This window comes from Psychrobacillus sp. FSL K6-2365 (assembly GCF_038003165.1).
Classification (GTDB): Bacteria; Bacillota; Bacilli; order Bacillales_A; family Planococcaceae; genus Psychrobacillus; species Psychrobacillus psychrodurans.
This window is the reverse complement of sequence record NZ_JBBOOO010000001.1, coordinates 3,548,706-3,562,895: the sequence shown is the minus strand read 5'-3', so window position 1 is coordinate 3,562,895 and position 14,190 is coordinate 3,548,706. Positions and strand designations below refer to the sequence as shown.

7 protein-coding genes, 2 rRNA genes and 2 riboswitches are annotated in these 14,190 nt (G+C 42.0%); of the genes, 4 read left to right on the top strand and 5 right to left on the bottom strand.

Annotated features, from left to right (window positions below; genetic code table 11):
- Nucleotides 1-27: 27 nt before the first annotated feature.
- Nucleotides 28-129, top strand: a riboswitch (purine riboswitch).
- A 140-nt stretch (nucleotides 130-269) separates the two neighbouring features.
- A complete protein-coding gene (guaA, locus tag MKY29_RS17915; RefSeq protein WP_090569118.1) occupies nucleotides 270-1,823 on the top strand; it encodes a glutamine-hydrolyzing GMP synthase in 1,554 nt (517 codons plus the stop codon).
- A gap of 606 nt (nucleotides 1,824-2,429) precedes the next feature.
- Here the strand turns inward: guaA and MKY29_RS17910 are convergent.
- From MKY29_RS17910 to MKY29_RS17890, 5 genes are all read right to left on the bottom strand, one after another.
- Entirely contained in the window at nucleotides 2,430-3,302 is an 873-nt protein-coding gene (locus tag MKY29_RS17910) for a CPBP family intramembrane glutamic endopeptidase (protein ID WP_093496740.1), read from the bottom strand.
- A 145-nt stretch (nucleotides 3,303-3,447) separates the two neighbouring features.
- Nucleotides 3,448-4,092 (bottom strand): response regulator transcription factor, encoded by a 645-nt coding sequence (locus tag MKY29_RS17905; protein WP_241600182.1) that lies wholly within the window; start codon nucleotides 4,090-4,092, stop codon nucleotides 3,448-3,450.
- On the bottom strand, nucleotides 4,079-5,236 hold the full coding sequence (locus MKY29_RS17900) for a sensor histidine kinase (RefSeq protein ID WP_340880421.1): 1,158 nt from the start codon (nucleotides 5,234-5,236) through the stop codon (nucleotides 4,079-4,081). Before MKY29_RS17900 ends, MKY29_RS17905 begins: the two co-directional genes overlap by 14 nt.
- Nucleotides 5,237-5,597: 361 nt before the next feature.
- Nucleotides 5,598-5,981 (bottom strand): GyrI-like domain-containing protein, encoded by a 384-nt coding sequence (locus tag MKY29_RS17895; protein WP_241600178.1) that lies wholly within the window; start codon nucleotides 5,979-5,981, stop codon nucleotides 5,598-5,600.
- A gap of 31 nt (nucleotides 5,982-6,012) precedes the next feature.
- Complete coding sequence (locus MKY29_RS17890; protein ID WP_241600176.1) at nucleotides 6,013-6,936, bottom strand: helix-turn-helix transcriptional regulator; 924 nt, start codon at nucleotides 6,934-6,936, stop codon at nucleotides 6,013-6,015.
- A gap of 189 nt (nucleotides 6,937-7,125) precedes the next feature.
- A riboswitch (purine riboswitch) is annotated at nucleotides 7,126-7,227 on the top strand.
- A gap of 91 nt (nucleotides 7,228-7,318) precedes the next feature.
- Between MKY29_RS17890 and MKY29_RS17885 the strand changes: the two genes are divergently transcribed.
- From MKY29_RS17885 to MKY29_RS17875, 3 genes are all read left to right on the top strand, one after another.
- Nucleotides 7,319-8,650 (top strand): NCS2 family permease, encoded by a 1,332-nt coding sequence (locus tag MKY29_RS17885; protein WP_241600174.1) that lies wholly within the window; start codon nucleotides 7,319-7,321, stop codon nucleotides 8,648-8,650.
- A 659-nt stretch (nucleotides 8,651-9,309) separates the two neighbouring features.
- Nucleotides 9,310-10,864: ribosomal RNA gene (locus MKY29_RS17880) — 16S ribosomal RNA — on the top strand.
- 234 nt (nucleotides 10,865-11,098) lie between these two features.
- Nucleotides 11,099-14,027 (top strand): 23S ribosomal RNA (locus MKY29_RS17875).
- Together the 16S and 23S rRNA genes form the textbook arrangement of a ribosomal RNA operon.
- The last annotated feature ends 163 nt before the right edge of the window (nucleotides 14,028-14,190 follow it).

Below are 14,190 nucleotides of genomic sequence, written 5' to 3'. Positions count from 1 at the left end.
AGCAACAACCTGTAAACTGAAGTCAAATAAAATGACCGATGTTGCCCTCGTATATGTCCGATGATATGGTTCGGATGTTTCTACCAAGTTGCCATTAACAACTTGACTATGAAGGTGGATGCAGTCATGTCTTTTTCAGACATATGCATTCACCTTTTTGATGTAGAAAACATAAACGCGTAGAAAGAGGTATGCTTTCTAACGCGTTTTTTTATCATTCAATGAGACAGAGGGTATAATTGGATTACTTATAAGAAGAGGTGGAGCTAATGTCTTTAACACCATTGTTAAAAGAACAAGAAAAGATTGTCGTTCTAGATTTCGGAAGTCAATATAACCAACTTATTACACGTCGTATTCGTGAATTTGGCGTATACAGCGAACTACTTCCACATACAGTTACAGCTGAGGAATTGAAGAAAATAAATGCAACGGGAATTATCTTCTCAGGTGGTCCTAATTCAGTTTATGATGAAAATGCATTCCATATCGACTCTGCAATTTATGACTTAGGTGTGCCAATTTTAGGTATTTGCTACGGTATGCAGTTAATGTCTCAGCATTTTGGTGGGAAAGTAGAAAAAGCTTCTCATCGAGAATATGGTAAAGCAGAGATCAATGTGAAAAACGCAACACCTTTATTTGGACAACTTCCGGAAAACCAAGTCGTTTGGATGAGCCATGGAGATCATGTAACAGTTGCTCCTGAAGGCTTTGAAGTTATTGCAACAAGTCCATCTTGTTCAGTAGCTGCAATGGCAAATGAAGCTAAAAATTTCTATGCTGTACAATTCCATCCTGAAGTTAGACATTCTATCTACGGGATTGAGTTAATCCGTCAATTCGTATTTGATGTTTGTCATGCAAAAGGTGACTGGTCGATGGAAAGCTTTGTTGAAATGCAGCTTCATAACATTCGCCAAGAAGTTGGAGATAAAAAAGTTCTTTGTGCTTTAAGTGGCGGTGTAGATTCTTCAGTAGTTGCGGTATTAATCCATAAAGCAATTGGTGACCAACTAACTTGTATGTTTGTCGATCATAACTTAAACCGTAAAGGTGAAGTAGAACAAGTTATGAAGACTTTCACAGAAGGCTTTAACATGAACGTCATAAAAATTGATGCTCGTGAACGCTTCATGAATAAATTAGCTGGTGTTTCAGATCCAGAGAAAAAACGTAAAATTATTGGTAACGAATTTATTTATGTATTCGATGAAGAAGCTTCTAAATTAGATGGTATGGACTTCTTAGCACAGGGTACTCTTTACACGGATATTATTGAGTCTGGAACTGCTACAGCTCAAACGATTAAATCTCACCATAATGTTGGTGGACTTCCTGAAGATATGCAGTTTAAACTAATCGAGCCGCTAAAAACTCTATTTAAAGATGAAGTGCGTGCTTTAGGATTGGAACTTGGTTTAGATGAAAAAATCGTTTGGCGTCAACCTTTCCCAGGTCCTGGTTTAGGAATTCGTGTGCTAGGTGAAATAACAGAAGAAAAATTAGAAATCGTTCGTGAATCTGATTTCATCCTTCGTGAAGAAATTGCAAAAGCTGGACTTGACCGTGATATTTGGCAGTACTTCACAGTGCTTCCTGATATCCGCAGCGTTGGAGTAATGGGAGATGCACGTACGTATGATTACGCAATCGGTATTCGTGCTGTAACCTCTATCGACGGAATGACTTCTGACTGGGCACGTATCCCATGGGATGTTCTAGAAAAAGTAAGTGTTCGTCTAGTCAATGAAGTACCTCACATTAACCGCGTAGTGTACGACATTACGAGTAAGCCACCAGCAACTATTGAGTGGGAATAGGACTGTATTTTATTAGTAATTAAAGTGTCTTGAAAACCTTATATACCAACGCTTGTTTAGGGTTTCGTATAAGGTAATAATTACTTACCTGCAACTATCGGTTTCATAAATTACTCTCTTTTATTTGTGTTATTTCACAAGTAGAAGAGAGTTTTTTTCATGACTAAAATTAGATGTCTTTCGATTAAAACAGAAAATAGGAGGGAGGAATCAAGGTTAACTGAACCACTTTTAAAAACTAAAAAAAAAATCCAAACTGCTAGATTTGGATAATTGAAACAGTAATAACTTATCGTGGGGGAGTTTGTACAGAACGCATTAATGAACGTCTTATAGAATCAGTAGAAAGTACAACAATATTATTTGTGAGATACCTCACTCTGATATAAGGAACTAACATAGTTTATAAAACAAACAGAAATATATAGGATGAAAAAGAAAAACCAGTGTAACACTTTATTTTCGTGTTTATGAATGGTTTTTCTTTTTTGGGTGACTAATTAGTGAACAATTATTTTGTAAATGAACTAAATGCTGATTTTAAAAAAAGAATATACCCAAGTACTTGGACGATTCTATCCCTCTGTTTTAGCATGTTTTTTAGTTTCAAAGCTTCCCTAATGTTGCCCGATGCCGTACATAGCCAATCAGCATGGGAGTGGCTATCAGAAGACTGATCATAACCGGCACAATAGAGCCCTCGAGTCCAAAATCCCCCCCCGTGAGAAGTTCAGCACCGTTTACTTTCACAGTAAACAGACCGACTGAAGAGTGTCCAGAAACCGGAATACCAAGTAAACCCTCACATGCATTCCAGGCAAAATGCAGTCCCATGGCAAACCACAAATTCCGTCGCCACATGAATGCTGCTCCGAGCAGAAGACCTGCTTCTATAGAAATGGCGAACGAGCTCCAAAGTGTTGCCCCTGTATTTCCAAGATGGGCAACTCCAAAGAATAGTGAGGTCACAGCGAGTGCGAGCCAGTTTCCTGCTAATTTACTGATGGCTTGGAACATAAGCCCACGAAAGATGAGTTCCTCAATAATGGCTGCGCCTAAAGCTGCTTCAATGGAGGATATAAGAACAGAACCCATATCCGCACTCGCCCATTGAAAGGAGTAACCTCCCATAGCAACTATTATAAAAGTGGATACTATGATAAAGATTGCCCCAGTTAGTAATCCCATGCCAGCTTCAATTCCTATGCGGTGTGTTGATATCTCTGGAGTTGACCGACTTGCCAGGTATTTCATCGTAAGCTTGTAGACCATAATGGCAACAAAACCCGCTGTTAATGTCAAAAGAAGGGAAAAAATTCCCTCTACTTGTTCTGCTAGAGCACGGAATAGTGAATCCACGAGAATAATACCGATTGACCCTGCAATCATCCAGATGATTGGAAAGCGCCAAAATCGACTCCATGTACTTAATTTCCCACCAACCTGCTGCTTCACTTTGTGTGCAGACGTTTTCTTCATTCTTGCTTCAGCTCCTCTATTGCTTGATAGTTATGAGTATAGGCTGAAAAAGTCATAAAGAGAAAGTGAGCTTTTGTCATTATTTAAACATGACCAAAAAAGCCAGCAACAATAATAAGTTGCTAGCTTCATAGATATCGGTTTCTTAATGATCCATGATTCCGGAATCTCGGGCTTTACGGGCGGCCTCACGCCTTCCACTCACATTAAGTTTCGAATAAATGGTTGAGATGTAATTTTTAATAGTTCCTTCACTAAGAAATAGTGCCTCAGCAATGTCTTGATTGCGCAAGCCCAAAGCCAGCTTATGCAGCACTTCAATTTCACGGGTACTGAGTCCGTATTCATTACTTTTTGTGGAGGAGTTATTGTTCATACTTTTAATCATTTTACTCGCCATCTCCTGAGTGATTAAAGTCCCTCCCGCATGAACTACCCGTATGCCTGCAGCCAGATCCCTAGGATGAATAGCTTTGAGCAGATAACCTTCTGCTCCATGGCTTAATGCTGTCAATACATACTCTACTTCTCGATAGGAGGTCAGCATAATAACTTTGATTGCAGGTATCCGTTCTTTTATCAGGGCAGTTGCGGCAACGCCGTCCATGACCGGCATATTGATATCCATCAGCACAATATCTGGCCGAAACTGCTCACAGCCTTTAATTGCTTCTTCGCCATTCTTGGCTAACCCGACAATTTCTAAATCTTCTTCCATGGAGAGTACTATGTGCAGACTCTCCAGAATTAATTCCTGATCATCGGCAAGCAACACTTTAATTTTCGCCATGCAGCATCAATCCTTTCAGCGGAATTTCACAACTGACTTCGGTGATTGCTGCATTTCCCACTTTAGGTGACACAAACAGTCTACCTCCCAATCGCTCAACTCGATGTTTCATAGTAGTCAAGCCAAAGCCATATTCCAAATTGTTTTCAATCGGTTTTCCATTATTTTGAATTAACAATTGCAAATTGGACTTGGAAAATCGAAGCTCCAAATGCAGTTGAGACGCTTTTCCATGTTTTAGTGCGTTTGTAAAAGACTCCTGAATGACTCGAAGGATAGTTTGTCGCACTTCAAAACGCATCGGCTGCTCTGTTCCAAACAGACTCAAAGTGAGGACTGTTCCAGTGTACTCCCGGAAACTGACCGCAAGCGCCTCAACTTGTCGTGTAAGATTCGACTCCTCTTCTTCTCCCATCTCGTGGACAATGTTTCTCATTTCGTCCAGGTTTTGTTCAGCTAATGCTCTTAAACGAATTAACCGACCTTTTACCTCGGTAGGTTTGCGATCCAAAAGGGCAATGGAAGCATCAAGACTCATAATGAGTGAGATAAAGGAGTGCCCCAGTGTATCATGAAGTTCCTTGGACATACGGTTGCGCTCTTCAAGTAAAGTCATCTTCTCAATCTCATCTGCATAGTGGGTTAACAGCTTATTTTGTTGCTCCACTTCAGCTACCAGTTCATCTTTCTGATAATACGCTTTGGCTATTAAGCTTACCCATAAGCCGATGAAGCAGAATAACAGATTGTCTGCTCCGATACTCAGGGTTTGTTCCCAAGGTAATCTTAAGAAAGACTGAAAGGTAAAAGGAATCAAAGTAACCGCAGGAATGATCCAGAACGTCTGCTTAGTCAATAAGTATCCCATTGTAAGGCTCGGTAACAAGTAGTCTGCTTTTGATGTCAAATCCGGATCGAAGACAGAATTCACATAATAAGAACCACCTAGCAATAGCTCCAGTATGCAGAACCAGACTTTGTTCATCCTTCGTTGAGGAAACCAAAATATCATAGGGATGATAAGTGCTATCATCAACCAGATGAAGTTTAACAATATTCTGTTCGAAAGCTCACTTTCTGTGAAAAACCGGGACAATAGCAAAATATAATGGTATAAACGCAGGGCAAATATGCCCCAATCCATGAAAGATAATATTTTTTTTATATCGCCATCCCCACTTTTCCAATAAAGTAAATAACACCTATGATTCAAGTGTATCATTAAAGTTTTCTTCCAACAATTTACTTTTTCTTATAATGAGAAATCTTTTTGCAACTATTCCATCCTCGATTGGTTGCTTCGTTCATGACTTAGGGAGTACTACGCTCTACCGGCAATATATGTAACCTGAAACTCCGCAAGTATTGTTTCGATTTAATGTAGTATCACCTCACACTAACCTCGTAGTGTATGACATTTAGTGTAAGCCCCAGCTACTATTAATGGGAATAGTTAATTAATAATAGCCTTGTGCCCATATTGCAAAAGGACACAAGGCTATTTTTTATGACTTACGTAAAACAGATAAATAAATTGCTATACTTCCGTTAGTTTTATAAATTTCAAAATCCGTTTTATAAGCTCTCGGTAAATCACTTTCCCAAATTTCTTTCCATGCCATACCAACGCCATTAAGATCTTTAGATTCTACTTCCCAAACGTAATATTCTCCATTATCAATAGTGATGCTATCTTCTCCAGCCATTTCTTCCGTTCCAATCATAAAGTCAAAGTCACCGGTAAAATCACTTTCATAGTTACTATAGACTGCATAAATATCGCTATTTACTTTATTCTGTAAAAATTCCTCCCACTTCTTCGAGAATATACTACTATCATTATTGTTTGTTCTAACCTTATTTCCATAGATTACTTTAGTATCTTTCACTTAAAATCTCCACCCTTCTAAAAGGAATATATCATGGTATATATGACAACTGATTGTCATCATTTATTTTTTTGTGGATTTTATTCAATTCATTGTAATATTCTTGTTTCAATGTTTGTGGGTTAATCACATCAACAGTACTACCGAACATTAATAAAAAAGGAATCAGATTTCTATTGCTATCATATTTGAAATTGACCTTTATATAATTATTTTGTATTTCAATTTCTTCATCCAAAAAAAAATCATATAATTTCCCTAATTGATTTCTATGGAAAATTAACTCAACCTGCTCGTAAATAGTTGTTAAGTCAATTTCTTTTCCTTCACTTTGGATAGATTTTTCATCTATTAAGAGGTGCTCTCTAATTCGAGTAAGTTTGAACATTCTTCTATCTTTTCTTTTTTCACAATACGCTTCCAAATACCAACTACCATTTGTTAGAACTATGTTACTAGGAGAAATAACGCGGCTAGTAATATCTCCATTTAAAGAAATGTACTTTATTTTTAACTTTTTTTTCTGTGATATGGCACCTCTTAAAGTAGTTAGCTTTTCTTTGGTCTCTTGTTCTATTTCTGTTCTATGGATGGTAGGAGAGTAGAAGGAAAGGTTACTAAAAGATTCATCACCCTTTAAATTCTCTAGCTTTTCAATGAGAACTTGGTTATCCTCTTGTAATATATTATGTTGCATTCTTAAAGATTCTATAATTTTTAGTTTCTCCTTATCTGAAAACAAATATTTATCCATCTTGTAGGATGGCATCAGTCCAACACCTCCATTTCGACCATGAATGGTTATGACTGGGAGGCCAGATAATCCTAATGATTCAATATCTCTATAAATCGTTCTTTTACTTACTTCTAGTTTTTTGGCTAGTTCATCGGCTGAAACTACTTCTTTATTTAACAAGGCAACTAGTATAGACAATAGTCGTTCGATTTTTATCATTATTCACACTCCCTCTATACGAAATTGAGATTATCGGTCAGATTCATTTATTATACTATGGCTGAAATATACGTCAGTGTTTTGTTTTTTGAACTCTTAGAATTAACATATTAACGAACTATTTTGTTGTTTATTTGAATAATGTTCGGATTCTGTATTGATTTTCTAAAATAATGATGTTATATTACTAACATAATTTAATTATGTCGTCGTATAACGTTGGGAATAAGGCCCAAAAGTCTCTACCGAATCACCGTAAATGATTCGACTACGATTAAGTGGAAGAAGAATAATTTTTCCCTTACTAGAGATACTAAAGCAGACGACTGATTCACTAGTCGTCTGCTTTTTTCTGTTATACGGACAATAACTGGAGGAAATTATGAAAAAGTATTTTCAGTTTGAAGAATTAGGAACTAACTATCGCAGTGAAATTATTGGTGGTTTAACAACTTTCCTAGCAATGGCGTATATTCTTGTAGTTAACCCAATGATACTATCACTTGAGTCGGTTGAAGGATTACCTGATTTTATGCATATGGATAAAGGAGCTGTGTTTACAGCTACTGCACTAGCGGCAGGTCTTGGTTCTATATTAATGGGCGTACTAGCAAAATACCCAATCGCACTTGCGCCAGGAATGGGATTAAATGCATTTTTTGCTTTTACAGTTGTTTTGGATTTTGGGATATCGTGGCAAATCGCTTTAACCGGAGTTTTTGTAGCAGGTATTATCTTTATTCTTCTTTCTTTAACCGGTATTCGTGAAACAATTATTAATGCAATTCCAACGGAGCTAAAATTTGCAGTTGGCGCTGGAATTGGTTTATTCATAACCTTCGTAGGTTTGCAAAACTCTAAGATTATCATTAGTGATCCTTCTGTAATCGTAGGTCTAGGAGACTTAACAGATCCTAATATATTATTAACAATTTTTGGTCTCGTAATTACTGTAATTATGATGGTAAAAGGCGTTAAGGGCGGAATTTTTTACGGAATGCTAATTACTGCAATCGTTGGGATGATTTTCAGCCTAGTACCATTACCAACTGGAATCGTTAGTAGTATTCCAGATGTCAGCCCAACATTTGGGGCTGCACTTGATCCAATTTTTAACGATCCAACTTCTTTATTAACAACGCAATTCTTAGTTGTAGTACTCACTTTCTTGTTTGTAAACTTCTTTGATACAGCTGGAACATTAATATCTGTAGCAAACCAAGCTGGGTTGATGAAAAATAACAAATTACCGCGTGCGGGTAAAGCGCTACTAGCAGATGCAATCGCTACAACAGCTGGAGCGGTAGCAGGAACTTCTACTACTACTAGTTATGTAGAATCGACTGCGGGTGTAGCAGCTGGTGCTCGTTCAGGATTTGCAGCAGTAGTGACAGGAGTATTAATGTTATTGGCATTATTCTTCTATCCAATATTAAGCGTAGTTACTTCTTATGTTACTGCACCGGCATTAATAATAGTTGGTGTGCTAATGGTATCTTCCTTAGGGAATATAGATTGGAAGAAATTCGAAGTTGCAGTGCCTGCATTCTTCGTAATTATTGCAATGCCATTAACATATTCTATTGCAACAGGTATCGCAATTGGATTCTTATTTTACCCAATTACAATGATCGTTGCTGGACGTATTAAAGAAATACATCCAATTATGTATGGACTATGGGTAATATTCCTTTGTTACTTTATTTTCCTATAAAATGTTTCAACAAAGAGGGGGCATCTTGCCTCTCTTTTTTTGTTTCTTCTATAAAGAGAGTTATTAATTAGGGAATGGTTGTCATGTAAAAGAATTGGGTGGCTTAAACGTATTTAAGTTTATGATGAAATACAAATAAGAAGATATAATATACTGAGTTAAACTAAACTCATAAAGTTTAATACTAAAAAAATAGACTAATTTAAGTTTATAGTAGTGCTATGAAGCTAGTGTTCTAAAGGGTTGTAATCAAATCTAACTTATTGTTGCATTTGTCAGAATAAAGTGTTATCATATTTTACACAACTTCTTTACTAAAAGGTGTTGACGAAGTTGTTAAAAGGGTGTTAAGATACAAAGGTCGCTGAAACAAGACGACAACTTACAACAACATGAACATTGAAAACTGAACATGCAAAACGTTAAGACATACAGCTTATCAGCTAACTTTGTTAGTCTGATAGCAAAACAATTTTGACATCATTTAATGATGATGCCAGCAAAACAAAATGAGCTTTTAAACTAGTTCTATTCGCTGGATGACGAGACGTAGTGCAGTGCGAGGGAGCAATCGAGAGAGGGAAGGGACGTACTAGCGTACGTGACTGACCGAACGAGTGAAGCTGACAAAGCAATGTGCTGCGTAACGTCATCCAGATCTTATGGAGAGTTTGATCCTGGCTCAGGACGAACGCTGGCGGCATGCCTAATACATGCAAGTCGAGCGAATGACGAAGAAGCTTGCTTCTTCTGATTTAGCGGCGGACGGGTGAGTAACACGTGGGCAACCTGCCCTGTAGATTGGGATAACTCCGGGAAACCGGGGCTAATACCGAATAATCCATTTCCTCACATGGGGAGATGTTAAAAGACGGCATCTCGCTGTCACTACAGGATGGGCCCGCGGCGCATTAGCTAGTTGGTGAGGTAACGGCTCACCAAGGCGACGATGCGTAGCCGACCTGAGAGGGTGATCGGCCACACTGGGACTGAGACACGGCCCAGACTCCTACGGGAGGCAGCAGTAGGGAATCTTCCACAATGGACGAAAGTCTGATGGAGCAATGCCGCGTGAGTGAAGAAGGTTTTCGGATCGTAAAACTCTGTTGTGAGGGAAGAACAAGTACGAGAGTAACTGCTCGTACCTTGACGGTACCTCATTAGAAAGCCACGGCTAACTACGTGCCAGCAGCCGCGGTAATACGTAGGTGGCAAGCGTTGTCCGGAATTATTGGGCGTAAAGCGCGCGCAGGCGGTCCTTTAAGTCTGATGTGAAATCCCACGGCTCAACCGTGGAAGGTCATTGGAAACTGGGGGACTTGAGTACAGAAGAGGAAAGCGGAATTCCAAGTGTAGCGGTGAAATGCGTAGAGATTTGGAGGAACACCAGTGGCGAAGGCGGCTTTCTGGTCTGTAACTGACGCTGAGGCGCGAAAGCGTGGGGAGCAAACAGGATTAGATACCCTGGTAGTCCACGCCGTAAACGATGAGTGCTAAGTGTTAGGGGGTTTCCGCCCCTTAGTGCTGCAGCTAACGCATTAAGCACTCCGCCTGGGGAGTACGGTCGCAAGACTGAAACTCAAAGGAATTGACGGGGGCCCGCACAAGCGGTGGAGCATGTGGTTTAATTCGAAGCAACGCGAAGAACCTTACCAGGTCTTGACATCCCGCTGACCGGCCTAGAGATAGGCTTTTCCCTTCGGGGACAGCGGTGACAGGTGGTGCATGGTTGTCGTCAGCTCGTGTCGTGAGATGTTGGGTTAAGTCCCGCAACGAGCGCAACCCTTGATCTTAGTTGCCAGCATTCAGTTGGGCACTCTAAGGTGACTGCCGGTGATAAACCGGAGGAAGGTGGGGATGACGTCAAATCATCATGCCCCTTATGACCTGGGCTACACACGTGCTACAATGGACGGTACAGAGGGTCGCAACCCCGCGAGGGTGAGCAAATCCCATAAAACCGTTCTCAGTTCGGATTGTAGGCTGCAACTCGCCTACATGAAGCCGGAATCGCTAGTAATCGTGGATCAGCATGCCACGGTGAATACGTTCCCGGGCCTTGTACACACCGCCCGTCACACCACGAGAGTTTGTAACACCCGAAGTCGGTGGGGTAACCCTTACGGGAGCCAGCCGCCGAAGGTGGGACAGATGATTGGGGTGAAGTCGTAACAAGGTAGCCGTATCGGAAGGTGCGGCTGGATCACCTCCTTTCTAAGGATAATATCGGAATACGAATCTTTATTCGTATCTTAACGTTTTGCAGTTCAGTTTTGAATGTTCATTTTTATATGAAGATTCATCTCTTGCTCCTGCGATTACTCGTCGCAAAGTGAGCAAAACTTTGTTCTTTGAAAACTGGATAAAACGACATTGAAACAATAAACAACAAGAAATTCTGTTGTGATTACTTACGTAATCATGACGTGTAAGACTTTTTAACTTTTAGGTTAAGTTAATAAGGGCGCACGGTGAATGCCTTGGCACTAGGAGTCGACGAAGGACGGCACTAACACCGATATGCTTCGGGGAGCTGTAAGTGAGCTTTGATCCGGAGATTTCCGAATGGGGAAACCCACTGTTCGTAATGGAGCAGTACATTTGCGTGAATACATAGCGCATCTGAGACACACCCAGGGAACTGAAACATCTAAGTACCTGGAGGAAGAGAAAGAAAAATCGATTCCCTGAGTAGCGGCGAGCGAAACGGGAATAGCCCAAACCAAGAGGCTTGCCTCTTGGGGTTGTAGGACACTCTACATAGAGTTACAAAGGAATGAGTTAGACGAAGCGATCTGGAAAGGTCCGCAGGATAGGGTAAAAGCCCCGTAGTCCAAAATTCATTCTCTCTTGAGTGTATCCTGAGTACGGCGGAACACGTGAAATTCCGTCGGAATCCGGGAGGACCATCTCCCAAGGCTAAATACTACCTAGTGACCGATAGTGAACCAGTACCGTGAGGGAAAGGTGAAAAGCACCCCGGAAGGGGAGTGAAATAGATCCTGAAACCGTGTGCCTACAAGTAGTTAGAGCCCGTTAATGGGTGATAGCGTGCCTTTTGTAGAATGAACCGGCGAGTTACGATTACATGCAAGGTTAAGTTGAGAAGACGGAGCCGCAGCGAAAGCGAGTCTGAATAGGGCGAATGAGTATGTGGTCGTAGACCCGAAACCAGGTGATCTACCCATGTCCAGGATGAAGGTAAGGTAACACTTACTGGAGGTCCGAACCCACGCACGTTGAAAAGTGCGGGGATGAGGTGTGGGTAGCGGAGAAATTCCAATCGAACCTGGAGATAGCTGGTTCTCTCCGAAATAGCTTTAGGGCTAGCCTCAAACGTTAGAATCTTGGAGGTAGAGCACTGTTTGGACTAGGGGCCCATCCCGGGTTACCGAATTCAGACAAACTCCGAATGCCAATGATTTATGTTTGGGAGTCAGACTGCGAGTGATAAGATCCGTAGTCAAGAGGGAAACAGCCCAGACCACCAGCTAAGGTCCCAAAGTATTTGTTAAGTGGAAAAGGATGTGGCGTTGCTTAGACAACCAGGATGTTGGCTTAGAAGCAGCCATCATTTAAAGAGTGCGTAATAGCTCACTGGTCGAGTGACGCTGCGCCGAAAATGTATCGGGGCTAAACAAATCACCGAAGCTGTGGATTGATACCTTTGGTATCAGTGGTAGGAGAGCGTTCTAAGGGCGTTGAAGTCAGACCGGAAGGACTGGTGGAGCGCTTAGAAGTGAGAATGCCGGTATGAGTAGCGAAAGACGGGTGAGAATCCCGTCCACCGTATGACTAAGGTTTCCTGAGGAAGGCTCGTCCGCTCAGGGTTAGTCGGGACCTAAGCCGAGGCCGATAGGCGTAGGCGATGGATAACAGGTTGATATTCCTGTACCACCAAACCACCGTTTGAGTAATGGGGGGACGCAGAAGGATAGGGTAAGCATGCTGTTGGTTATGCATGTCCAAGCAGTAAGGTGTGAATGTAGGCAAATCCGCATTCTATAACATTGAGCTGTGATGGCGAGGACGTATGTCCGGAGTTCCTGATTTCACACTGCCAAGAAAAGCCTCTAGCGAGGTGATAGGTGCCCGTACCGCAAACCGACACAGGTAGTCGAGGAGAGAATCCTAAGGTGAGCGAGAGAACTCTCGTTAAGGAACTCGGCAAAATGACCCCGTAACTTCGGGAGAAGGGGTGCTCTTTTGGGTGCATAGCCTAGAAGAGCCGCAGTGAATAGGCCCAGGCGACTGTTTAGCAAAAACACAGGTCTCTGCAAAACCGTAAGGTGAAGTATAGGGGCTGACGCCTGCCCGGTGCTGGAAGGTTAAGAGGAGTGCTTAGCGCAAGCGAAGGTGCGAATTGAAGCCCCAGTAAACGGCGGCCGTAACTATAACGGTCCTAAGGTAGCGAAATTCCTTGTCGGGTAAGTTCCGACCCGCACGAAAGGCGTAACGATCTGGGCACTGTCTCAACGAGAGACTCGGTGAAATTATAGTACCTGTGAAGATGCAGGTTACCCGCGACAGGACGGAAAGACCCCGTGGAGCTTTACTATAGCTTGATATTGAATTTTGGTGCAACTTGTACAGGATAGGCAGGAGCCTTAGAGCCCGGAGCGCCAGCTTCGGAGGAGGCGTCGGTGGGATACTGCCCTGGTTGTATTGAAATTCTAACCCATACCCGTAACCCGGGTAGGAGACAGTGTCAGGCGGGTAGTTTGACTGGGGCGGTCGCCTCCTAAAGTGTAACGGAGGCGCCCAAAGGTTCCCTCAGAATGGTTGGAAATCATTCGAAGAGTGTAAAGGCAGAAGGGAGCTTGACTGCGAGACCTACAAGTCGAGCAGGGTCGAAAGACGGGCTTAGTGATCCGGTGGTTCCGCATGGAAGGGCCATCGCTCAACGGATAAAAGCTACCCCGGGGATAACAGGCTTATCTCCCCCAAGAGTCCACATCGACGGGGAGGTTTGGCACCTCGATGTCGGCTCATCGCATCCTGGGGCTGTAGTCGGTCCCAAGGGTTGGGCTGTTCGCCCATTAAAGCGGTACGCGAGCTGGGTTCAGAACGTCGTGAGACAGTTCGGTCCCTATCCGTCGTGGGCGTAGGAAATTTGAGAGGAGCTGTCCTTAGTACGAGAGGACCGGGATGGACACACCGCTGGTGTACCAGTTGTTCTGCCAAGAGCATCGCTGGGTAGCTATGTGTGGACGGGATAAGTGCTGAAAGCATCTAAGCACGAAGCCCCCCTCAAGATGAGATTTCCCATTACGCAAGTAAGTAAGATCCCTCAAAGACGATGAGGTAGATAGGTTCGGGGTGGAAGCGTGGCGACACGTGCAGCTGACGAATACTAATCGATCGAGGACTTAACCAAATTTGTTTAACGTAACAATGTCGTTTATCCAGTTTTGAGTGAACAAACACTCTATTTATTATGAGGGTTTCAAGATACAAGCAGTGCTAGGAAACAAGTGAGAGAAAGAAGGAACGTACTAACGTACGTGACTGACAGATCGAATGAAGTTGACAACGCAATG

What these genes read in the sequence shown, in the direction of transcription:
- MKY29_RS17910 (WP_093496740.1), bottom strand. Translation starts at nt 3,302, where the DNA reads ATGAAGAAAACGTCTGCACACAAAGTGAAGCAGCAGGTTGGTGGGAAA.
- MKY29_RS17885 (WP_241600174.1), top strand. Translation starts at nt 7,319, where the DNA reads ATGAAAAAGTATTTTCAGTTTGAAGAATTAGGAACTAACTATCGCAGT.
- guaA (WP_090569118.1), top strand. Translation starts at nt 270, where the DNA reads ATGTCTTTAACACCATTGTTAAAAGAACAAGAAAAGATTGTCGTTCTA.
- MKY29_RS17890 (WP_241600176.1), bottom strand. Translation starts at nt 6,936, where the DNA reads ATGATAAAAATCGAACGACTATTGTCTATACTAGTTGCCTTGTTAAAT.
- MKY29_RS17905 (WP_241600182.1), bottom strand. Translation starts at nt 4,092, where the DNA reads ATGGCGAAAATTAAAGTGTTGCTTGCCGATGATCAGGAATTAATTCTG.
- MKY29_RS17900 (WP_340880421.1), bottom strand. Translation starts at nt 5,236, where the DNA reads ATGGATTGGGGCATATTTGCCCTGCGTTTATACCATTATATTTTGCTA.